We start from the raw sequence: 23878 nt of genomic DNA, 5'->3' as shown, positions 1-23878 counted from the left end.
TCAATAAATAGAGATACCTAGCAACCAAAATGGGTTATTTATTGTGGGTTAAAATGACTAAGTTCTAAACTCAAAATGTGCTTGATGACTCTGTGCCCAACGCAAGAGTTCTACGCGATTGCGCGACTGGGTTTTTCTAAAAATAGAAGAGATATGAGCCTTAACGGTATGTTCGCTAATGCAAAGTTGATGAGCAATCTCTTTATTCCGCGCTCCACTAGCCACCAACTGAATGATCATACGCTCGCGCGCCGTTAGCATTTGCAACATAGATACTGTATCAGCAGGCATTTCATCACGAGAATCTAGCTTCTTAACTAGATGATTAAACGCCTCACTAATTAATACTCTGTCATACCAAAGTTCATTATCGATCATCTTGTTTAAACCCGTTAATAATAGATCCATGCCTTGATCATCAAACAGCAAACCTTTAATGCCTAATAACAGCGCCGATCTGGCATCTAAGGTTTGCCGATCAACTTGATATAACGCCACAGGGCCTTGAGAAATTAACCGAGCGGCCATTAAGGGGATACCTTTACTGTCAAGTGCAGCCCCTTTTTGTGACACCAAAAACAAGCGGCGACGATCTTGAGCTACAACCAATTCGGCAGGCTTTTTGATCACTTGGGTATTGATACCGATAGACTCGGCTAAAACGGCTAAATGACACGGTGCAGCTACTTGATGAATAAAAACAAGTTCATCGATATTGCTCATTAAATTCTCTCCCTGAATTAACACTGCCTAACAAGGCTTATCGGCTCGCTGATGCCCTAGTTAACATTAGCTACCGCCACAGATGATACATAACGATACAGAAAACACCAACGGTTAACAATCATGCAACACAGATACATCTAACCTTGCCTGACACGATATAGCGATACTCAACTAAGCCCCAATTAGATAAGATTAGAGATAAAAGAAGAAGTTAAGTTGAAGTGAAATGATAAACAATGGTGTGGCAAACAATATGTATTTGCCACACCATTTTAATAAAAAAAATCAAGAAGATAACGGATTAACACCCGCTATTGATGCTTCCGACGGACTCCAGTAGCCCATTTTAATCCCTTTGTCGACTAATTCTGACACTGCCAACTCAATGGCTTGTAAGACACAAAACTGCACAGGTTCATTGGTCGTAAAACCCACCTCAGCCTCTGCCAAACGATTTAAGCTGGTAAAACGCATCAAGCCTGCACGCATCTCCTGCGAAAACACTCGCTTAGTGGTCGACACCGACATCATCACTTTTCCTGTATGCACATCGACGGCTCGAAGATAAATAGTCACTTGATCTTCACGGTACATTTCAGAGGCACCAATACCGTAATATTCGACCCCTGCGCCACCGGTACTAATGTTAGTCTCGTAACTGATGATCCCCCCCTCTAACAGTAACCGGGCATTGGTCAATTGCGGCACATCATCATTACTCACTTTGGGCGCTTGATTCTTAGTGATTTTGCGTTCGGTTAACAGGTTCTGTAACCCCTCTCGCTCGACAGGCATAAACCACTTAGAGTCTAACAAGGTCTGTACCAACATTGAAGTGGCCCCCTGAGTCACCGCCGTAGAGAATGAGCTGACATTTTGCTGTGGCTTATATTGTCCCGTCTGATCTCGAAACGAGTAAACCGCTACCGGAATAGTGTATTTAGGGCCTGGTTTGGCGATTAACTCCTGCATAGTGCTGCTAATGGGATTAATTTCAGCTTCAGTAATATTCAGCTCAGGTTTGGGCAGTAAACTGCATGCCGATAGACTTAAGCTCAAGAGTAAGATACTAACTTGTCTCATCATCTATCCCCCGTAAACTGGCATTTCAATCACGGTAACCTCACCTGTCGTTAAGTTGGTGATGGTCAACATCACCCCCCCACCGATTGAGGCCACCTCAATCCTAAACTCACCAGTATCGTATGTACCATCGGTGATATCACCATTAGCAACCCCACGGGTAATGGTATTGAGAATATTACGCTCCAATGATTCTTTAAAGCGCGTGATAAAATCCTTTTCGTTACTGCCAGCCGTATTATCATTTTGTGCATTGGCTTTATTAAGCAGGTAAGAGCCATTCAATGCCGAGCCGCCAAAACTCGGATTAATCGGGGTATAGACCAGTTCAGTCGCCGAAACCGAACTAGATAAAAGTAGTATAGAAGCTATTAACATCCTGTTATTCATTATGATTATTCCTAATATCCTTGATTTTTATCAGCCAGTTCACCGGTGATAGCATTTGCTCTTGCCTGCGCAAGATAATCGATTGTCAACAAAATGGCCTGCTCAGCCCGCTCTTTAATTGGGCTAGCTCTACGACCAAAATGGGTTTTGTAGATGGTAACGCCATTAACTTCCAGCGTAAGTAAGGTCCCAGCCTGAGGGAATACCGTTTCATACAAGGTGACATTGAACCCTTGAGTGAAAGGCAGATCACGCCAATAACTGGCGTAGTAAAATACAAAGTCCTTCCCGAAACGAGTTACCGTACGGTCAATCACTAAACCACTAATCTCTATATCATTGTCTTGCGCCTGAATAGGTGTAACACAGCACAATATTAATAGTAGTAGCGCCGAAAACTTGGTTCGCATCATCATACCGCCCCTGTAACATCGCAACTTGACATTGGCTAAGGGCTACAGCAGCGCACATGCCCAACACCTACGCCAAATACGTTTTAAGGGGCTTACGCTAGCAGCAATTATCATTTTTTGGCAGCCAAAAACCTTACCAAAGGGCTACCTGATAAAAATCTAGCATAAAGGAGTAATACTTTCGGGTAATGCAGGAAAGCCGATAATGACTAGGGTTGTGGCTAACTGCCGTAAAATTTAAGCAATAAAAAACCCAGCCTAATGGCTGGGTTTAGATGCATCTTACATTACTGTAATTACTGGGATCTAGAACGGGATATCGTCATCCCAACCATCATCCAAATCCGGAGTAAAGTTTTGCTGTGGCTGCGGCGCAGGACGCTGCTGTGGCGCCTCTTGCTGCTGCGGAGCCACTTGAGGCTTAGGAGCATAAGCGGGTGCTGCTGGAGCCGTTTGCTGCTGTGGCGCACCGTAACCTTGCTGAGGAGCGGCTTGTTGCGGTGCTCCATAACCTTGTTGCTGCGGCGCAGCTTGCTGAGGTGCTGGACGAGCAGCCGGGGCACCTTGAGCTTGCGGCGCATATTGGTTTTGCTGTGGCGCATAACCACCTGCACTTTGCCCCATACCGCCTTGCTGACCACCTTGACCACGGCTGTCTAACATCTGCATTTCACTGGCATTAATTTCAGTTTTGTAACGATCTTGGCCAGTTTGCTGATCTTGCCACTTGCTGGTTTGCAGTTTGCCTTCGAGGTAAACTTTAGAGCCTTTCTTTAGGTACTCGCCCGCGATCTCCGCTAAGCGGCGATACATGACGATGTTGTGCCATTCTGTACGCTCTTGCACTTGACCCTGCTGGTCTTTCCAAGACTCACTGGTCGCCACTGTAAAGTTGGCTACGGCATTGCCATTTGGCATGTAGCGTACTTCAGGGTCTTTCCCTAAGTTACCGACCAAAATTACCTTATTGACACCACGACTGGCCATTGAAATCTCCTGCGATATTCTTACAAATCTAATATAAATACTGCTTAACGGGTGAGGTCTACTCAAGTCCCAAACAGTTAATTGACAGAGCCTAACACAGCTCGCGCTTGTCTCAAATCGAAATGCTCATCAACTTTCAAATAAGCGACTTTCTCCTCAAGTACCACGATAGCTTCAACGACACCTGGAAGCTGTGACAGCTCGGTCGCCATGGATCTAGCCTGCTCTTTACCTTCAACTTCGGCTTCTAATGTATAGCTCTTTAACAGCACGGGATTCTCCATGCCTAAGGTTAATAGTAGCCAAATAAACATCAAGCCGAATGCTACGGCAAACACCCCCGCCGCGCCGACCCACTGGTAAGCGCCGCCGCCGAGTAAACCACCACAAAATGCCCCTAAAAATTGGCTGGTCGAATACACGCCCATGGCTGAGCCTTTATCCCCTACCGGGCAAAATTTAGCAATCAAGCTCGGCAGTGAGGCTTCAAGATAGTTAAACCCAGTAAAAAACAGCACGATCGCAGCGCTTAGCACCACTAAGCTATTAGCAAATAATGCCATGGAAGCAAGTGCTGCCATCATGATTAACAGGGCAATTTGAAAGGTAGCCTTGGTGTTTTTCTTCTTAACGCCGATGATGATCAGCGGCACCATAAGGAAAAACGCGCCGATAAAAGCAGGAAAATAGAGCATCCAATGCTTTTCTTTGACTAACCCCGCATCGACTAAATCCAGCGGTAAGGCGACAAACACCGCGGTTAACACCAAATGCAAAATAAAAATACCAGCGTCAAGCCTAAACAGCTGTGGGTCTTTGAGCATGGCTTTAAGCTTGGCCGGCGCGGCAACCGTATCACCTTTCGGCGCTTGGCTAATGGGATTGGGCACTAATAGCTGCACTATCACCATGCCCAGTAACGCCAAACCTGCTGTCATGGCAAACAACCCCGATAATCCAAGGTGCTGCGCGACAATCGGGCCAACCAGCAAGGAGAGCGCAAAAGAGAAACCGATACACATACCAATAATCGCCATCACTTTAGTGCGCTGTTCATCGCGTGTTAAATCGGCAGCTAAGGCTAATACCGCCGCAGCAATTGCGCCCATCCCCTGCATAGCGCGCCCGGCAACCACCCCATAAATAGAGTCCGCCATGGCTGCAACCACGCTGCCGATAGCAAATACCAACAAGCCTATTAAAATAATTGGCTTACGCCCATATTTGTCTGACAAGATCCCCATAGGGATCTGCAACACGGCCTGAGTTAAACCATATGCCCCTATGGCTATCCCCACCCATAATGGCGAAAAGCCCTGTAAGTGTTGTCCATAAAGCGCAAACACAGGCATGATCATAAACAAGCCCATCATGCGCAAACCAAATACACTGGCTAACGAAAATGCGACTTTTTTCTCAGTCTTAGACAGTCCATTATTGGCCATTTTTCGCCCTGATATGAATACAAAAATAAGTCGCGCATGTTATCACGAAGCGTGGATTTAGCTCAAAAAGAAAAATATAAGATGCGATGTATATGTAGCTATTCAATCACAAAGCTATAATTGCTCGTCAACATTTCCCCTAGCGCTTTTGTGTGAGCTGGCTATGACCTGAGACAATTTTTATGCGATAATCAGTCTCTTTTTTATTCGGCCAATCAGAGAGACAGATGGACAAGATTGAAGTTCGTGGCGCCCGCACCCACAATCTAAAAAACATCAACCTGACAATCCCAAGGGACAAGCTGATCGTCATCACCGGCCTATCGGGCTCGGGTAAATCATCATTAGCCTTCGATACCCTGTATGCAGAAGGACAACGTCGTTACGTCGAATCCCTCTCTGCGTATGCTCGTCAGTTTTTAAGCTTGATGGAAAAGCCCGATGTTGATCATATTGAAGGCCTAAGCCCGGCCATCTCTATCGAGCAAAAATCCACCTCTCATAACCCGCGTTCAACCGTGGGCACTATTACCGAAATCTACGATTACCTAAGATTACTGTTTGCCCGTGTCGGTGAGCCAAGATGCCCCACCCACAATCAGCCATTGGCGGCGCAAACCGTTAGCCAGATGGTCGATAAAGTATTAGAAATGCCAGAGGGCAGCCGCTTGATGCTGCTCGCACCTGTGATTAACGATCGCAAGGGTGAGCACGTAAAGTTACTCGAGAGTCTAGCGGCACAAGGGTTTATTCGCGCCCGTATCGATGGTGAAGTGTGCGATCTGTCCGATCCGCCAACGCTTGAATTGCACGTTAAGCACACCATTGAAGTGGTGGTTGATCGCTTTAAGGTACGTGACGACATAGGTCAACGCTTAGCCGAGTCATTTGAAACAGCCCTTGAGCTTTCTGGCGGTATCGCCACTGTCGCCCCTATGGACGGTGACCTAGAAGAGCTGTTGTTTTCTGCCAATTTTGCCTGTCCACATTGTGGATACTCTATGGCCGAGCTAGAGCCACGTATCTTCTCATTTAACAATCCGGCTGGTGCCTGCCCCACCTGTGATGGTCTAGGGGTGCAGCAGTTTTTTGATGCCGAACGCGTGATAACCAACACTGAGTTATCCCTTGCAGGCGGTGCGATCCGCGGCTGGGATAGACGCAACTTTTACTATTTCCAGATGCTCAGTTCATTGGCCGAGCACTATAAGTTTGATGTCGAAGTGCCCTATGAGCAGCTCAGCGATAAAATTCGCCGTATCGTGCTACATGGATCAGGTAAAGAGAGTATCGCGTTTAAGTACATCAATGATCGCGGTGATGTCGTGGTGCGCAACCACCCTTTCGAGGGGATCTTAAACAATATGGACAGACGCTATCGCGAGACCGAATCAAATTCGGTGCGCGAAGAGCTGGCAAAATACATTAACACGCAAGCCTGTAATAGCTGTGGTGGTTCGCGTCTGCGCGAAGAGGCGCGTAATGTATTTATTGAAGATCTTAATCTGCCAAAACTCACCGAATGGTCAATTGGCGAGGCGATGAGCTATTTTGAGCAGCTATCTCTTACAGGTCAGCGCGCGCAAATTGCCGAAAAGATCTTAAAAGAGGTGCGCGATCGTTTAGGCTTCTTGGTCAATGTCGGGCTTAACTATTTGAGCTTGTCTCGCTCTGCCGACACCTTGTCTGGCGGGGAGGCACAGCGTATTCGTCTCGCTAGCCAGATTGGCGCCGGTCTTGTTGGGGTGATGTATGTTCTCGATGAGCCCTCCATAGGTTTGCATCAGCGTGATAACGAACGCTTACTGCAAACCCTGATCCATCTTAGAGATCTGGGTAATACCGTTATCGTGGTCGAACATGATGAAGATGCGATCCGTATGGCGGATCACATCATAGATATTGGCCCAGGCGCAGGGGTTCATGGTGGCCAAGTGATCTGTGATGGCAGCTTAGATGACATCATCAACTGTAAAGACTCGATAACCGGACAATATATCTCTGGCACTAAGCAGATCCACATCAGCGAAACACCAGCGCAATATAATCCAAAGCAAGTCATCGAGCTGTTTGGCGCAACTGGCAACAACTTGCAGAACGTTGATTTAACCATACCTGTAGGCCTGTTTACCTGCGTGACCGGGGTATCAGGCTCAGGTAAATCAACGCTTATCAACGACACCTTTTATAAGATCGCTCATCGTCAGCTAAATGGTGCCACCGTCGATGAGCCCGCCCCTTACAAACGAATAGAGGGGATGGATCATTGCGATAAAGTGGTCGATATCGATCAAAGCCCCATTGGCCGTACACCGCGATCGAACCCAGCCACTTATACAGGCATCTTTACCCCTATTCGTGAGCTGTTCGCCGCGACCCAAGAAGCCAGAACCCGTGGCTATAAACCCGGGCGTTTCTCCTTTAACGTCAAAGGTGGACGCTGTGAAGCCTGTCAGGGCGATGGTCTGATCAAAGTCGAGATGCACTTCCTCCCCGATGTGTATGTGCCGTGCGATAGCTGTAAGAGTAAACGCTATAACCGTGAAACCTTAGAGGTGCGTTATAAGGGTAAAAATATTCACGAAGTGTTAGAGATGACCGTTGAGGAAGCCCGCGAGTTCTTCGATGCCGTACCCGCCATTGCCCGTAAGCTACAAACCTTAATGGAGGTTGGTCTGTCTTATATCGGCCTTGGCCAGAGTGCAACCACCCTCTCAGGCGGTGAGGCACAGCGTGTCAAACTGGCCAAAGAGTTATCAAAACGCGACACAGGCAAGACCTTGTATATCCTAGATGAGCCGACCACAGGCTTACACTTTGCTGATATTCAGCTCTTACTCGATGTACTGCACCGCCTCAAGGCTCATGGTAACACCATAGTGGTGATTGAACACAATCTCGATGTGATCAAAACCGCCGATTGGATCATCGATCTTGGCCCAGAAGGGGGCTCTGGCGGCGGCACCATTTTGGTCAGTGGTACACCTATGCAAGTAGCTGAGCATCCAACCTCCCATACCGCGCGCTTCCTTAAGCCTTTGCTCGAGGCTTAAACCTGCTCGCGTCCTTGTTATAGACAATTGCTCTTGATAAGCGCCAAAGCCAGAATGATAAAATTCTGGCTTTGGCTGTCTTTACCAATGGATTACGGCTAAGTTATAGCCTAGACCACCACCCAAGCTAGGTGTCCAGTGCCCATGAGAGTGCTCAATCCTGCTCGCATCATTACGCTCATCTCACTCTATTTCACCTTTACGCTGCTCCTACTCGGATGTAGCAGTACAGGCAACACTTGCCGCCGCCCTTTACCACTCACCTGGAGCAATCAGACTCTGCTACTCGAGGATGTCACCAGATTAAGTTCGCCCGCTTTTGCAGGGCGCAAAACTATGACTCCCGGTGCGGCGTTGACTCGCGACTATCTTATCTTACGTATGCAACAGGCGGGATTAGTCCCCTGGTCAAGCTCCCTCGCTCCACTCACCATGGCACCAGCCAAACACCACAACCCGTTCGAACAGCACTTTAGCTATCAATATCAGTTTACTGAACGCCAAGGTGTCAACCTCATCGGTATGCTGCCTGCAACTCATGCTAGCAGTCAATGGCGGCTGATTGTCGCCCACTATGATCATTTAGGCATGAGAGGCAGTAAGCTTTACCCGGGCGCCGACGACAACGCCTCGGGGATCGCAGCCATGCTGGCGCTGGCTGAGCACGCCAAAAGCCAACAACGGCCCACAAATTTACTCTTTATCGCTACCGATGCAGAAGAGCAAGGGCTATATGGCAGCCAAGCCTTAGTCGCCATGCTACAAGATAACAACAGCCAACCTTCGATGTCGCAGATTGAATTGGCAATTAACTTAGATATGGTAGGACGCCCCGACCGCTATCACACCATCTATCTAGAGGGGCGCAGAAACTTTAGCCAATTTGCAGCACTCCAACAACATTTAATGCAAACGGTAGGCTTATGTATCAGAGCCAATCACCCGCCTGAAGCAGGCAAAACAATACAAAGGATAGACTGGTTAAGATCGTCAGATCATTATTCGTTTCATCAGGCCAAGCTTCCTTGGCTCTATTTTGGTATACCACCCCATAGCGATTATCATCAGACCAGTGACATCGCATCGAAGATAGATATTGAGTTTCTAGCGGCTGTTACAGAAACGGCTTACGAACTACTCATTATCGACAGTTATCTCTTAAATAACCGAGCAAAACAATAGATTAATTTGTTATTTATTAAAAAACAACTCACTGTTAATTATAGATTTTAGCTGTAAAGCCCCATGTTTACTACTAAAAATCAGACTTAAGTGGTAGCCAATCTCCCAACTCACTGCTATAATAATCGGCTTACTGATACTTTTCGGTGCGGGAAGTCGACACGGGGTTGATTTTCTGTCTATAAAATCTTTAGTGCAGTCTCTGCACTTTGCTACACCACAAGGCTACAACCCATGTCATCCAATGAAAAAACTTTCCGCGAACTCGGTCTTGCCGAGCCTTTGTTGCGTGCTCTTGACGAGCTTGGTTACGAAAAACCAACGCCAATTCAGTCTGCTAGTATCGAGCCACTTATGGCTGGTAAAGACATTTTAGGTCAAGCACAAACAGGTACCGGTAAAACCGGTGCATTTGCGCTACCGCTATTAAATGCGATTGACCCTACGTCAAATACACCACAAATTTTAGTATTAGCCCCAACTCGTGAACTTGCTGTACAGGTCGCCGAAGCATTTGGTAGCTATTCAAAATTCATGAAAGGTATGCACGTACTGCCCATTTATGGCGGTCAAAGCATGCATCAACAACTTAACGCATTGCGTCGTGGTCCACAAATCATCGTCGGTACGCCTGGCCGTGTAATGGATCATATGCGTCGTGGCACCCTTAAGCTTGATACGCTTAAAGCTATGGTGCTCGATGAAGCCGATGAAATGCTAAAAATGGGCTTCATCGATGATATCGAATGGATCCTAGAGCACACGCCTAAGCAGCGTCAGCTAGCATTATTCTCAGCTACTATGCCTGAGCAAATTAAGCGTGTTGCCAATAAATACCTTACTGAGCCAGCACACATTAGTATCGCTGCAAGTCATACTACCGTTGCCTCAATCGAACAGCGTTTCGTTCAAGTCTCGCAACACAACAAGCTAGAAGCGTTAGTTCGCGTACTTGAAGTTGAAAATACTGAAGGTATTATCATCTTCGTTCGTACACGTAACAGCTGTGTTGAACTGGCAGAGAAGCTAGAAGCTCGTGGTTATGCGTCATCACCGCTACATGGCGATATGAATCAGCAAGCTCGTGAACGCGCCGTTGATCAGCTAAAACGTGGTCAACTTGATATTATTATTGCAACTGACGTTGCTGCACGTGGTCTTGACGTTGAACGTATTGGTCACGTTATTAACTATGATATCCCATACGACACTGAAGCCTATGTTCACCGTATTGGTCGTACTGGCCGTGCTGGTCGTACTGGTATGGCAATTCTATTTGTGACCCACAGAGAGATGCGCATGCTGCGCACCATTGAGCGCGCGACTAAGAGTCGTATCTCTCCAATGGACGTGCCTAGCCCTGAAACAGTAACTGAGCGTCGTCTATCTCGTTTAGGCGAGCAAATTGCTGAGATAATCAGTAAAGACTCTCTCGATTTCATGAAGGGTGCTGTTGCGCAACTTTGTCAGCAACTGGAAGTTGATACCGAAGTTCTTGCTGCTGCATTACTACAGCAAGTTCAGAAAGAGCGTCCATTGCAGCTGCCTAACATCAACGAACGTCAACGTGATAGTCGTGATGAGCGTAGTACCCGTGAACGTGGTGAACGCGGTGATCGTGCACCTCGCGAACGTAACCGTCGTGATTCACGACCAACGCCAAGCAATCTAGGAACGGCTGATACCTTAAAAGATCATCCAGACGTTAAGATGTGTCGCTATGTTATCGACGTAGGTCGTGACCATGGTGTTGGTGTCGGTAATATTGTTGGCGCCGTAGCAAATGAAGCCAACATCGATAGCCGTTACATTGGACAAATCCAATTATTTGATTCAATGACCGCCATCGACTTGCCAGACGGAATGCCAAAAGATGTCTTACAGCACCTGAAGAAAGTGCGTGTATGTGGTAAGCCGCTTAACATCCGTGAAGCCGGCACCGAGCTGCCAGCAAGTGCGGGTGATGACAGCCGCCCACCACGTCGCCGTAAGCCAGCTGGCGACCGTAAACCACACCGTAAGGGTGGTAAAGACAACGCTTAATAGGCCGAGTCTATCTCACTTAAAGCCACCATGCGTTAACATAACCTGTTGTGGCTAAATACGTGAGTTTACCTCAACGCCAATGCGACAAAAAAAGGAGCCAAATGGCTCCTTTTTTACGTTTCCCCCTAATAAGATTTATGTTGCTGAGATTGGCTCGGTGTTACCAATAAGCACTGAGCATACAAACCGCAACGTCGCTATCCAAGCGCGCCTTTATCTATATCAATCTATCCGTTTCAATCCAGCCTGCTGCTCCGCCATTAATGCTGCAGCGCAAGCTTGGCAGAGACAGGCATCGCGGCGAACATTGACGGTCAGCGATGCCTTTGGCACAAAAACTTGACTATGACACCAACAGGTCTCACTAGGCTGTTGGTTGGCTACGGCGCACTCATTTGACCGCTGACATAAGGGGCATTGTATCGTGGCGTCCGATAATCCGTCTGACTGAGTCGGCGAATCCGCCTGTTTGTATGTCATCTCTCACCATTTCCCATAAAAAAGGAGCATTAGCCGTTACGCTAACACTCCTCTCACTCAAGATTAATCAGCGTCGATGACAAGGCTGATTAACGTCAACATCACTTTTTATCAGGGTTCACAGGGTAAGATTGGCTACCTAAAACAGCGCCACCATTAACCGATTGACCGTAATAACCTTGGTGATTATGGTATTGCTTTTGTAACGCTTCAACATCACCCTTAAAGCGTGGATCTTGTGGGCGATCTTTCGAATTAATGTAGGCCGCAACATCCCAAGCTTGTTGGTTTGTCAGCTGAATACTCTTACCAAATGGCATATTCTCGTAAATGAAGTTTGCGGCAGTATTGACCCTATGCATGCCTGCACCCCAGTTAAAGCTCTGCGGACCCCACAATGGCGGTAGGCTATAAACACCAGCAATGGCAAGCCCTTGGCCATCATCTCCGTGACAAGCTTGGCAATGCGCTTGGTAAACCGTAGCCCCACGCTCAGGTGAATAGGCTAACTCTGGTTTGTCAATCGGTGGAAATCCACGACCAGGAAGCTTAGCTAACTCATCAATATTCATCGCAGCTTTAACCGCCGCTGGTAGAGCAAAATCTTCACGCTTGCCACCTTTAAGTAACTCGGCATCACTCAACTCTGGCACTTCACCCGCCACTTGATATTGATCCATCAAGCCACTCATGGCTAACCAGTATGAATAAGCAGATAATGCCACTAACTCTTCACTGCCATTTGCAGGCGCTTGACCGTTCATCGAATAAGTAAAACAGCCTTGAATACGATCTTGGAAGCTATTGACCTTATCATTCTTCTTACGGTAAGCGGGATAAGCCATATAAGCTGCCCATAATGGTGATGCATTGGGTTTACGCCCAGCATCCATATGGCAATTAGAGCAGTTCAACTCGTTACCGACATATTTACCGCGTAACTGTTGGGTATTAACAAACAGCTGATAACCCTGTCTGACTTTATCACCAAATGCCCCTTGAGGAATGGCACTCATCTCTCTTGGGTTTAGATAAACGGTATCTTCTGACTTTGGCTTAACTTGTAATTCTGCCTGCTTGTCAGGTAACTCTGCGGCAATAACTAAGCTTGGCACACAGAGTCCAACCAACGCTATCAAAGCACTGCGTAGCGATTTAACATGATTCATGGTCAGACTCCCTATTTGATCTCGGCAAAATACTTGGCTAACGCATCAATCTCATCTGCGGTTAGCTTATTTGCAATGGAACCCATCATTGCATCTACATCACCCTTACGAGTGCCCGCTTGCCAAGCAAGTAATTGGGTTTTGATATAGCTAGCTTGCTGGCCTGCAAGACGTGGGAACTGGCCACCACCTATGCCAGAAGGACCATGACACGTGACGCACGCTGGGATCATTCTGTCCCAATCACCTTGGTACACCAACTCTTGGGTTGGGTCGCTATACACTGCGGCTTCACCACGAAGGTGAACAGTGACTTCTGGCACCTCTTGAGATGCAAAATAGTCTGCAACAGGCTTAATTGCATCACCTTGTAGCACCATAGACATAGGCGTCATGCTGACATTTTGGCGCTGACCAGTTTGGAACAACTTGATCTGCTGAGTAATATATTCAGTAGATAAACCCGCTAATCTTGGGCCTAATGGCTCAACGCCTTGCCCCGTAGGACCATGACATGTCCCACACAACTGTGCTGATGGCGGCATTGCCATTGGCTCTGCCAATAAAGGCATCGACAATAGCAATAAAGCCGAACCTAATGTTATCGATCTCATAATTATCCTCCCGATTATGACTGCTATTAATGATAGAGAGATTCGAACAATAAGGTAATGGATTTCATAAAAAAAAGCATAAAATATTCCTATAAAACATAAACGCATCCTTTTGGCAGCAAGATGTGTTCAAATGTCACTATAGCAATACAACTTATGCTCTATTGATGGGTACTCACGATAAATGAAACTATCAATCGCCATTAAGCCGGTAACGCCCCTCTATTAGCACCAGAGGCGCCCAACCACCGCAAGGGACGAATTGTCATGAGCTTATTTGCCCGGACGCACCCCTAAGGTATGGCAAATAGCATAAGTTAACTCCGCGCGGTTCAAAGTGTAAAAATGGAAATCTTTAACACCTTCACGCGACAGCACTTTCACCATATCGATCGCCACATTGGCACCCACCATCTGTCTTGTTGCAGGATCGTCCTCCAAGCATTCAAATTGGCTATGTAACCAGCGAGGAATCGACACATTGGTCATGCCAGCAAAGCGCTTGAGTTGATTAAAGTTGGTGACAGGTAAGATACCTGGAATGATTTCAACGTCGATACCGGCCGCCACACAGCGGTCACGAAAACGTAAGTAAGACTCTACATCGAAGAAAAACTGCGTAATAGCACGGTTAGCGCCCGCATCAATTTTCTTTTTTAAATTAATCAGATCCGCTTGCGCATTGGTTGCATCAGGGTGACCTTCAGGATACGCGGCCACCGAAATATCAAAATCGGCCACCGATCGTAATAGACGCACCAAATCGTTAGCAAATCGGGTGGGCTTAGCGCTACCTTCAGGCAAATCCCCCCGTAGCGCGACTATGTCACGTATCCCTGAATGCCAATAATGCTTTGCCAGTTCGACTAACTCTTCATCACTAGCATCGACCAAGGTTAGATGCGGCGCAGCCACCAGATCGGTTTCTTTTTGAATGCGCTCAATCACGCCATGAGTGCGATCGCGCACGCCAGAATTCGCGCCATAGGTTACCGAGACGAACTTAGGCTTTAACGGTTCGAGACGTCTAATGGACTTCCATAGGATCTGCTCCATCTCAGGGGTCGCTGGCGGGAAAAATTCGAACGATACGTTAATGTCACCATTAAGCTCAGACAAGCTTTGGTTTAATGAATTTGCATGTTGTGCGTGGTGAAAAGCCATCTTTAATCCCTCAGACGTTCTATGATAGTAAATAGACGTTTGGACGTCTATATGTCCATATACTAGAGAAACTCAGTTTGAAGTCAAGTGTAAAAGTTGACCAAAATTAAAATAGTCTATTCATCTCTACAACAAACCGATTACAGCATGAGCGACATGAGCATCAACCCATTGTTACATAACATGTATTACCTGCTTGCCGACAAGGTGTTGCCGATATAACTACCGGCTGGATAACAGACATTTTCCAAGAAAAAAGCGAATATTGTGGCATTGAGATGAAGTAGTAGATGCACTATTAGCGGCATTATCAACAAAAAAGCGGCCCAAGTGTTAACTTAGGCCGCCTAAGGTATGACGTCTGCGAAGAGGTTACTCTTGCAATAGATCGCGACAAATCTGCGCCAGATCGGATTGCACCGCAGCAGCGGTGACTTCACGGCCGGCACCTGGACCACGAATAATCAAAGGATTATCTTGATAGAAGTGACTACGAATCACAAACACATTATCGCCGGGCGTTAAATTAGCGTAAGGATCGTTGCGATCAACCCACTCAATCCCTACCTGTGCCGCAAGTTGAGCGTCACTGTGTTGCAAGGAGGCCACATAGCGCAGCACTTTATTTTGCTCCGCTGCCGCTTGATATTGGCGTAACATTTCAGCATCTAGCTCACTAATTCGTTCAATAAATTCAGCCAGTGGGATCTGCGCAAGATGCGGCGGCACTAAAGAGTGCAGTGCAATATCATCAAGCTCAATATCATGGCCTATCTCTCGCGCTAAAATCAGCAATTTACGCTGCATATCTCGACCCGACAGGTCGTCACGTGGATCGGGCTCGGTCAGCCCAAGCGCCTTAGCCTGCAGCACCAATTCAGAGAAGGGTTTAGTGCCATCGAAATGTTCAAACAACCAGCACAAGGTTCCGGAAAAAATCCCCCCAACCGCTTCGATGGCGTCGCCACTGTTATGCAAGTCATTTAAGGCATGTTGCACGGGTAATCCCGCACCACAACTGGCATTGTAGCGCCAAAAAAGTCGCCGATTATCCAGTTGCTGTTTTAATTCTTGATAAAAAGGTAAAGGCCCACTGCCAGCCAGCTTATTGGCGCTAACCATATGAATACCACGGGCAAAAAATGCTGGATACTGCAACGCCAGATCGGCGCTAGCACTGATATCTAACGCGACAAGTTCATCACATTCAACATGGCGTAATCGTTCAAACAGGTGGCTGTAATCCCAAGGGGTTGCTTGCTCATTAAATTGCTGCTGCCAGTGATTAAGATCGATATCGGTCTCACTTAATAGCGCCAACTTGGAGCTCAATAAGCCGACTAACTCGACACTGACCTCAAGCTCCTTGTTTAATACCGGCCTTGCCCGCTTAAACAGTTCAATCCATGCATCACCAATATTACCAATACCGAGCAGTAACACCCCGATACGTTTACGCGGGCCAGCGCAGCGACGATGTACCTTTTGCGTCAATAGGCTCACCTGCCCCTTAGGAACCAAGGTGACCAAACTTAGGCCATCATTACATAATGGATGAGCATCGCGGCTTAATAGGCGCGAAAAACCCCGGCGATAAAGTGCAGCATCGGCACTGACTAGGGCCACTAAACCTAAATCTTGTCGCACCTCTAACGCATCGATCCCCAATACTTGAATATTGACTTCAAATATCGCCCGCGCTTGTTTTTCACTCTCGTGGGTAAAGGCGAGTTCCGCGCGACCAGACGCCGATGACCAGTAGGCCAAAGGAGCCAGTCCGGCCTTAGCAAAACACTCTAATAATTGAGGCAGCTCGGCATTAAAGCTTAAGCTAAATAATGACACGCTAGGTAAGCTAGTAACGACGGGCGCGCTGGCCGATAGGCTCTTAGGCGCGATCAGCGTGAAATCGGTATGGGGCGCATAACTCGAACGCACCGCTAGGCTCACGTTAGTGTCAAACAGTGGCTGCAAGGTGCGGTTATGCAGTACCGGCGAGCCAAGGTGTGCCAAACGATTGGCCTCGGTTAATGACATGCTTTTGAGCAGGCGCGCATCGTTAATGCGATTGGGATCGGCATTAAACACCCCTTCCACATCGGTCCAAATGGTCACCCGCTCAATATTGGCTAAGCTGGCTAGCAAGGTGGCGCTATAGTCTGAACCATTACGACCCAGCAACAGGGTATCTCCCTTATCATTAGCACAGATAAACCCGGTGATCACTAAGCGTTCATTAGGGTGAGCATTCAGCATCGCCTGCACTTTTTGCTTTGATTGCCCAATGCGGATCTGCGGTACCGCGCCTTCATCGGCCACCAATAAAGTACGCGCATCCACATCGACCGCCCCAACACCGGACTCACGCAGCAACGCGGCAAGTAGACGTGACGACCAGCGTTCGCCAAAACTGACCACTTGATTGCGTTGATAATCGCTCAGCTCGTCAAGAGAAAGTAGCGTGCTGAGTTGGGATTTATCGGTCGATAAACGCTCGCGCAAGCTGCGCGCCTGTTCGTTAGATAACAGCTGCTCGATCAGATTTTGCTGGTAACTGATCAACACTTGCAACTCTTCTTGCCACAACAGACCGGACTCGGTTAGCTCAAGTAATTTATATAAAAAATTAGTGCTCTTGCCCGCAGCAGAAACCACGATGAGATCATCGCTATGGCCATGGGTGAGTAATATATGAGCGACACGGCGGTAACAATCTGCATCCGCTAAACTAGAACCGCCAAATTTATGCAAATGACATCGTGTCATTTTTTGCTCCTCAATACCTTTAACAACTTACCGCGATAGCCGCATCTAAACCCGCTTGAATATCTGCCACCAGATCATCACCATCTTCAATTCCAACAGATAAACGAATGAGGGTATCTTTTACCCCAGCCTCTACACGCGCCGCTGGCTCCATCGCTCTGTGGGTCATGGTAGCAGGAACCGCCACTAAGCTCTCTACCCCACCCAAGCTTTCGGCTAAAGAGAAGTATTCTAACGCATTTAAAAAGGCAATAAGCTCTGCTTCACCACCTTTTAACTCAAAACTGAGCATGGAACCAAAACCTTTTTGCTGTTTTAACGCAATCTCATAGCCTGGATGATCCGCCAAGCCTGGATAATACACCTTATCAACCGCGCGATGACGGGTTAGCAAAGCTAACACCTGCTGTGCGTTGGCTTGATGCTGACGCATTCTCACCGCGATTGTTCTTAAGCCGCGTAAGGTCAAATAGCTATCGAAGGCTGAGCCGGTTAAGCCTAAGGTATTAGACCACCAATGTAACAGCTCACCCACTTCAGCATCTTTAGCGACAACCGCGCCGCCGACCACATCGCTATGTCCATTGATATATTTAGTCGTTGAGTGGATCACTATGTCAGCGCCGAGCAACAGAGGCTGCTGCAAGATAGGCGATAAAAAGGTGTTATCGACCACCACTAGCGCCCCCACTTCATGGCTCTGGCTCGCAATCGCTGCGATATCGACCACGCGCAGTAAGGGATTTGACGGGGTTTCTAACCAGACCATTTTAGGTTGACGAGCAATAACGTCTGTCAAAGCAGCGGCATTCGTTTGGTCAACCACCGCCAGTTTAAATGCCCCTTTCTTGGCGAGGTGGGTAAATAGTCGATAACTACCGCCATAGCAATCGTGTGGCACCACGAGTAGATCATCGGGCCCAAGCAAGCTGGTCACTAAGGTGATGGCCGCCATGCCAGTACAGGTCACTGTGCCTGCCGCGCCACGCTCCAGCTCTGCTATGGCGTCGGCCAAAATACAGCGAGTCGGGTTACCCGAACGGCTATAATCAAAATCTCTCGGTTGTTGATGACCATCAAAGGAGTAATTGGTCGACAAGTAGATGGGGGGGACTACGGCACCATATTGAGTGTCGGATTCAATCCCTCCACGCACAGCTGCCGTGGCTAATTTACGCTCAGTCATCTTTTACTCCTAAAGTTAAATCGGCGGCAGTCATCTATACCATAGAGATGTCTGGACGTCTAAATGTACCTAAGGGAAGCGGTAGCGTCAACAACTTTAGACGTTTAGACGTCCAAACATGTAGAAATCTATTTGCAATTAACAAAAATTAGAGGCAATAATTTGACTGTACCCGGTAAGGGTATAAAATCTGCCCCGAATTTGAGAATTAACAGGTGAGTCAATGACTGAGTGGAATGGCGATTATATCAGCCCCTATGCTGAACATGGTAAGAAGAATGAGCAAGTGAAAAAAATCACTGTCTCTATTCCCCTCAAGGTGCTTAAGATTTTAACCGACGAACGCACTCGTCGTCAGGTGAATAACTTACGCCACGCCACAAACAGCGAATTGCTTTGTGAAGCTTTTTTGCATGCTTATACTGGCCAACCTTTACCCCATGACGATGATTTGTCAAAGGACAAACCTGACAGCATTCCAGCCGAAGTGAAAAAGCTGATGACTGAGATGGGCATCGAATGGGAAGACGTCGAGTAAATCGACTTTACCTATCATGTTTTGCTAGAGAGGGATCGCACTGCGATCCCTCGTCTTTATCACCTCTAAACACACTAGAATCTATGGTGACGTAGTGCCCGAACTTTTGATTGACCCCGTGCTTCTTGGCCTAGCGTCGCTGATCATCTTTATTGGCGCCCTAACCCAAAGCCTAATCGGTTTCGGCTTAGCCGTTGTCGCCTCACCATTACTCTACCTTGTCGACCCAAGCCTAGTACCCGCTCCAGTGATTATGATGGGCTTTTCTATCGCCTTACTGACCCTACTAAGAGAGAGACGCGCACTGGAGTTTAACGGCTTACAATATGCTTTGCTGGGGCGTATCCCTGGCGGCATATTAGGCGCCGCCTTATTATTGCTCGCACCACAGCCAGTGTTAGGCTTGGTCATTGCGAGCATCGTTGCTTTAGCCGTGATCCTGAGCATTTTCAAATTACACCTGCCAATTAACCGCAGCAATCTTTTTATCGCGGGGGTGCTGTCAGGCATTTTTGGTAATATCGCCGCCATCGGTGGGCCGCCAATGGCTATTTTACTTTCGGGCAAAGATGCCAAACAATTTCGTGCGGCGTTATCGGCGTTCTTCATCTTTAGCTCAATGATCGCATTAATCATTTTGGCCTTCAGTGGATTACTCACGCTACGTCATCTGTATCTGTCGGTGCTCTTACTGCCATCGGTACTACTAGGGTTTATCGTTGCTAACCGTATTGTCGGCGCTGTCGACAAACGAAAAACACAGCTTTTAACTCTGGTATTATGCAGTCTAAGTGCACTTATCCTGGCAGTAAAATCGATTATCGAACTGAGTATAACGAGCTAAGATAGCCGTCCGCTAGCTCACAGGTCTAAGCCAGACAAACCTAGCAAGACAGGTCAACGTTAGAAGTGATATGAGGTTTGAATCACGCCGCCTATGGTATCGTCGCTGCCAAATAACCCAGTTAAATCAAGATTAAAGGTGCGACCGATACTAAAGCCAGTGCCGACAGAATACAGGTCAATTGTAGTATTGTTTAAATCATGACGATAACCCACCCGCAGTGCCAACCAATCGGCGGTTTTTAGCTCTCCTGCGAAACGCCAATATTGTGTACTCGCCACCTCATCAAAGCGCTGATAGTCATTTAAATCGATATCGGTTGTTAGGCTCAGATTAGCCCAATCATAAGCAAGCCCTGCGGTATACAAAGACTCAATTCGATAAGTAAATTGCCGCCCTAGCGTATCAATCGTTTGTTGCTTGTGGTTGAAAAGATTGCGTCCCGACACCCCTAAGGTCAACCCTGCCGTAGGCTGTATCGCTACGCCAATATCAAAATTAAATACCGTATCGTCATAAGAATAGCGAACATCATCAGCGTCATCGACATTAAAATTGTTAGCATTCACAACATAGTTGTAAGTGTCAATGCGCTGCATTTTAGGCGAGATCCCGACCGCGATAGGCATATTGACAATTGACAGGGGGAAACTCAACGCAACGCCAATATCAGACACACCGCCCGCAACAACCGCCCCTTGAGAGTCTAACTCTGAGATAGTTGACGAGCCATTGACATCAAGGTTATTTAAATTATCCAGATCAATTTGGGAGACAGCAGCAACGCCTACAGCATCTATATAAGTCTTATAAAACAATGCCATTGGCATCTTAACAGTGGGTAAGACAAAGGACACACCCAATCCAACATTATTGGTGTAAGCTCGCTCACCATGCAGTGACTGAAGCTTACCACCACTGTCCTTGCTGGCATCTAAGGCTATTAATGCAGGGTTAATAAAGGCGGTGCCTTGGTGATTGGATGAAGCTACACCCATGGCATCGCCATGGGCGTCATAATGTTGCTGTGCAGCAAAACTAATACTAGCAACACTCATCAGGGTGATTAACACGATTATGCTAAGGCACTTCATTCCCTTTCCCCCGAACCATGATATTTTTAAGCGTGTTGAAATGTTTATACGCTCGATTTTTAAAGATAGTTCATTTATCAAGTTCTGAATGATGTGCTTAGTAAAAATACTGCAATTTAGTGCTATTTAATCTCTAGTTGCACTGACGTCGATGGTCCATCCCCTTTTATTAGGCGTAAAAATAGCTGAAGTGATGGATATTGCCCCCCATAAAAAAACCTCTTTCACCTACTTTAGACGGCATATTGATACCATCTAACAACGCCCCCCTTTAAATAAATTAACAAGCTTATTGATACCGCTAACGTTATTTAGCAGATGATGAACATCTAAAGTGTGATTCACCTCCGCCAGCAATTGATAGCCTAAATCGCCTCCCCATAAAAACAACAAAACACAAAAACTATTAAATATAGATACTTACATCACATCAATTAGATTTTTATCAATGATATTTTTATCAATTAGATTTTTGTTGTAAAAGTGATCGACCTCAAATTCACATCTCACCCTCTTGAGTAAGATCTTTAACAACAAACGCTCTATTTGTTTAACAAAAAAATCACCACGGGCGGTGATTAAGGAAAGATGATGAAAAACATAGTCAAGATAACAACGTGTATCATGCTCACATTCTCGTTAGGCGCCCAAGTATATGCCGTAGAAGGTGGCAACCCGAAGAAAGGCAAACACCTCTACAAGAAAGAGTGTAAAGCCTGTCATAGCAAAGGCGATTCGGGCGGTGAAATCACCCCGATGAGCAAAACCATGAGCCAGTGGGATCGTTTCTTTAAGAATGACCAACACAAGGTTAAGCCTGAGGTTTTTGAGCAACTCTCCGAAAAAGAACGCTTGGATATCCAGCAATTTCTTTATGACCATGCGGCAGACTCCGATCAACCACAAACCTGTGGTTAAGACTCACTAAGCCCATCGACTGCGCACCTCGCGCGACGGAGAGATAAGATGCGTACACTACTATCGATACTTATTGCCAATGCATTAGCCTTTTCTGGCGGCGCTTACAGTGCCGACCAAGAGCAACAAAAGCTGGCAGACTTAAAACAGCAACTAGCTGAGTTATCGCAAGAAATTGACGATATTAATAGCCGCGTAGACCAGAATGAGCGCCACACGGCACTAGACAGAATCCAACTCACTGGGGATTTTCGTACCAAGGCGCATTCTCTGCATTACCAAAATGTCACTTGGAACCCTGCCATCAAAGTTGACTTCAATGATTTTGGCCAAAAAGCCATGTCTGGCGCCTTTGGAATGCCAAACGATGCCAACTCGCCATTAGGCAAACTGTTAAGCGCCAACCCTGAATTAGCCAGTGCGTTCCAAAATGGCATGTTACAGGGGGTAATGCCTTATGTGCTTGCGCCTAAATCGGTACAAGATATCGATAACGATATTTTCTATACCACCCGCCTCAGACTCAATCTAAAAGCCAAAGTATGGGACAACGTTGGCTTTTCAGCTCGATTAAGCATGTATAAAAACTGGGGTGACTCGACTGGCACCCAAGTATTTGATTCATGGCGCTCGTTCACCATGGATGGCAGTAGTAGTGGCAATACCAGCGGTGATTGGCTCAGAGTCGAGCGCGCCTATTTCGATTGGAAAAACATCGGTGGCACCAACACCTATCTTTCTATCGGTCGTCGCCCCTCAACCTACGGCCCACCATCACATTACAGAGAAAACGAGAAGCGCGGTGGCACACCGTCGGGTCACTTAGTCAACTTTAACTTCGATGGCGCCACCTTAGGTTACAACTTAGGCGAAATCACAGGTATCGATGGCCAAGTGGTCCGTTTCTGTTACGGCCAAGGCTTTGAGTCACAATGGGGTAATGGCGAAATGTTTGGTGATATCGTCACCAAAGATACGCATCTAGGGGGTTTTAATATCGACGCCATCAACGACGGTAACCACTTCCTGCAATTTACTCTGTTTGGTGCCAAAGACATTAACGACGGCTTCAAAGGCACCATGGCTTTTCCAACTCAACTGGCAGGCATTTTTGCCCCAACCATGTACCAAGATATGCAGAAGTTTGACAACTTCAACTTTCAAACCCGGGTACAACCTAGTGGGGTGATTGGCGATATGTATTTAGGGGGCGTCGGTTACGCCTATGAAAGCGATGAGGATATGAAGCTATTCGCCTCTTTTGGCTGGACACGAGCCGAAGGCAACGGCAATGCCGGTATGTTTGGCGGCATGTTAAGTGATGCGGTATTTGAAGCACAGCTCAACGCCGACGGCAGTGAAATTATCATGATGCCAGACGCCGCCGATAGCGCCGACACTAAAGATGGGTACGGCGTTTATGTCGGCATCCAAATTCCGGCGCCTTACGGTAAGTTAGGCCTGGAATATAACTACGGCTCTAAATACTGGACTCCGTTTACTCAAGCGCAAGACGATCCAATTGGCAGCAAGCTTGCCACCCGTGGTCATGTTGCCGAAGCCTATTACCTGTTTGATATCAACCCACGTATGTTCATCAAACTGGCAGGGATTTATTACGACTATGAATACACAGGTAGCGGTACCCCTGTTGGCGCGCCGCAAAAAATTGATGATGTCATTGAAGGCACCGCTTATTCGATGCTCCCTGTGGTCGACACCGCCTTTGACATCAATGCCTCGTTAACAGTCAACTTCTAAACTTAGACTATCCCCCGGC

The 23878-nt window shown here is 47.1% G+C and carries 21 protein-coding genes; 8 read left to right on the top strand and 13 right to left on the bottom strand.

Annotated features, from left to right (window positions below; translation table 11 throughout):
• Positions 1-57: 57 nt before the first annotated feature.
• The 6 genes from DN599_RS01065 to DN599_RS01040 form a co-directional block, all read right to left on the bottom strand.
• Positions 58-723 carry a response regulator transcription factor gene (locus DN599_RS01065; RefSeq protein WP_110455811.1) on the bottom strand — a complete coding sequence of 222 codons (666 nt, stop codon included), beginning with the start codon at positions 721-723 and terminating at the stop codon, positions 58-60.
• A 288-nt stretch (positions 724-1011) separates the two neighbouring features.
• A complete protein-coding gene (locus DN599_RS01060; protein ID WP_110455810.1) occupies positions 1012-1812 on the bottom strand; it encodes a CsgG/HfaB family protein in 801 nt (266 codons plus the stop codon).
• On the bottom strand, positions 1813-2199 hold the full coding sequence (locus DN599_RS01055; RefSeq protein ID WP_110455809.1) for a curli assembly protein CsgF: 387 nt from the start codon (positions 2197-2199) through the stop codon (positions 1813-1815).
• Positions 2200-2210: 11 nt separating this feature from the next.
• Positions 2211-2609, bottom strand: a complete 399-nt coding sequence (locus DN599_RS01050; protein WP_162599159.1) for a curli production assembly/transport protein CsgE — start codon at positions 2607-2609, stop codon at positions 2211-2213.
• Between the two features lie 309 nt (positions 2610-2918).
• Positions 2919-3599, bottom strand: a complete 681-nt coding sequence (locus tag DN599_RS01045; RefSeq protein ID WP_110455807.1) for a single-stranded DNA-binding protein — start codon at positions 3597-3599, stop codon at positions 2919-2921.
• A gap of 77 nt (positions 3600-3676) precedes the next feature.
• On the bottom strand, positions 3677-5044 hold the full coding sequence (locus tag DN599_RS01040) for an MFS transporter (RefSeq protein WP_110455806.1): 1368 nt from the start codon (positions 5042-5044) through the stop codon (positions 3677-3679).
• 227 nt (positions 5045-5271) lie between these two features.
• Here DN599_RS01040 and uvrA point away from each other — a divergent pair, with 227 nt between their 5' ends.
• The 3 genes from uvrA (at position 5272) to DN599_RS01025 (ending at position 11322) form a co-directional block, all read left to right on the top strand.
• On the top strand, positions 5272-8097 hold the full coding sequence (uvrA, locus tag DN599_RS01035; RefSeq protein ID WP_110455805.1) for an excinuclease ABC subunit UvrA: 2826 nt from the start codon (positions 5272-5274) through the stop codon (positions 8095-8097).
• Positions 8098-8241: 144 nt separating this feature from the next.
• Positions 8242-9279 (top strand): M20/M25/M40 family metallo-hydrolase, encoded by a 1038-nt coding sequence (locus DN599_RS01030; protein WP_110455804.1) that lies wholly within the window; start codon positions 8242-8244, stop codon positions 9277-9279.
• 234 nt (positions 9280-9513) lie between these two features.
• Positions 9514-11322, top strand: a complete 1809-nt coding sequence (locus DN599_RS01025) for a DEAD/DEAH box helicase (RefSeq protein WP_110455803.1) — start codon at positions 9514-9516, stop codon at positions 11320-11322.
• Positions 11323-11547: 225 nt separating this feature from the next.
• Here DN599_RS01025 and DN599_RS01020 read toward each other — a convergent pair whose 3' ends face one another.
• The 4 genes from DN599_RS01020 to metF form a co-directional block, all read right to left on the bottom strand.
• Positions 11548-11805, bottom strand: a complete 258-nt coding sequence (locus DN599_RS01020; protein WP_110455802.1) for a cysteine-rich CWC family protein — start codon at positions 11803-11805, stop codon at positions 11548-11550.
• 101 nt (positions 11806-11906) lie between these two features.
• Positions 11907-12974 carry a c-type cytochrome gene (locus DN599_RS01015; protein ID WP_110455801.1) on the bottom strand — a complete coding sequence of 356 codons (1068 nt, stop codon included), beginning with the start codon at positions 12972-12974 and terminating at the stop codon, positions 11907-11909.
• A gap of 11 nt (positions 12975-12985) precedes the next feature.
• Positions 12986-13546 carry a c-type cytochrome gene (locus tag DN599_RS01010; RefSeq protein ID WP_239473227.1) on the bottom strand — a complete coding sequence of 187 codons (561 nt, stop codon included), beginning with the start codon at positions 13544-13546 and terminating at the stop codon, positions 12986-12988.
• A gap of 315 nt (positions 13547-13861) precedes the next feature.
• A complete protein-coding gene (gene metF, locus DN599_RS01005; protein ID WP_110455799.1) occupies positions 13862-14752 on the bottom strand; it encodes a methylenetetrahydrofolate reductase in 891 nt (296 codons plus the stop codon).
• A 96-nt stretch (positions 14753-14848) separates the two neighbouring features.
• Between metF and DN599_RS19035 the strand changes: the two genes are divergently transcribed.
• Entirely contained in the window at positions 14849-14974 is a 126-nt protein-coding gene (locus DN599_RS19035) for a hypothetical protein (RefSeq protein WP_275425996.1), read from the top strand.
• Positions 14975-15124: 150 nt separating this feature from the next.
• On the opposite strand, the gene DN599_RS01000 is transcribed toward DN599_RS19035, so the two are convergent.
• Both DN599_RS01000 and metB read right to left on the bottom strand, forming a co-directional pair.
• A complete protein-coding gene (locus DN599_RS01000) occupies positions 15125-17518 on the bottom strand; it encodes a bifunctional aspartate kinase/homoserine dehydrogenase II (RefSeq protein ID WP_110455798.1) in 2394 nt (797 codons plus the stop codon).
• Between the two features lie 19 nt (positions 17519-17537).
• Complete coding sequence (gene metB / locus DN599_RS00995) at positions 17538-18704, bottom strand: cystathionine gamma-synthase (protein WP_110455797.1); 1167 nt, start codon at positions 18702-18704, stop codon at positions 17538-17540.
• 223 nt (positions 18705-18927) lie between these two features.
• On the opposite strand from metB, the gene metJ reads away from it, so the two are divergent.
• Together metJ and DN599_RS00985 are read left to right on the top strand one after the other, a co-directional pair.
• Positions 18928-19242, top strand: coding sequence for a met regulon transcriptional regulator MetJ (gene metJ, locus DN599_RS00990; protein WP_110455796.1), 315 nt, complete (start codon positions 18928-18930; stop codon positions 19240-19242).
• A gap of 106 nt (positions 19243-19348) precedes the next feature.
• Positions 19349-20086 carry a sulfite exporter TauE/SafE family protein gene (locus DN599_RS00985; RefSeq protein ID WP_110456747.1) on the top strand — a complete coding sequence of 246 codons (738 nt, stop codon included), beginning with the start codon at positions 19349-19351 and terminating at the stop codon, positions 20084-20086.
• A 59-nt stretch (positions 20087-20145) separates the two neighbouring features.
• Here the strand turns inward: DN599_RS00985 and traF are convergent, their stop codons facing one another.
• Entirely contained in the window at positions 20146-21180 is a 1035-nt protein-coding gene (gene traF, locus DN599_RS00980; protein ID WP_110455795.1) for a conjugal transfer protein TraF, read from the bottom strand.
• Positions 21181-21768: 588 nt separating this feature from the next.
• Here traF and DN599_RS00975 point away from each other — a divergent pair.
• Entirely contained in the window at positions 21769-22098 is a 330-nt protein-coding gene (locus tag DN599_RS00975; protein ID WP_110455794.1) for a c-type cytochrome, read from the top strand.
• 48 nt (positions 22099-22146) lie between these two features.
• Entirely contained in the window at positions 22147-23859 is a 1713-nt protein-coding gene (locus tag DN599_RS00970) for a DUF3373 domain-containing protein (RefSeq protein WP_110455793.1), read from the top strand.
• Positions 23860-23878 lie beyond the last annotated feature (19 nt).

It is taken from the genome of Shewanella algidipiscicola, from assembly GCF_900380485.1.
GTDB classification, from domain to species: Bacteria; Pseudomonadota; Gammaproteobacteria; order Enterobacterales; family Shewanellaceae; genus Shewanella; species Shewanella algidipiscicola.
Note: the sequence above shows the minus strand (reverse complement) of the source record. Positions and strands in the feature narration are given on the sequence as shown.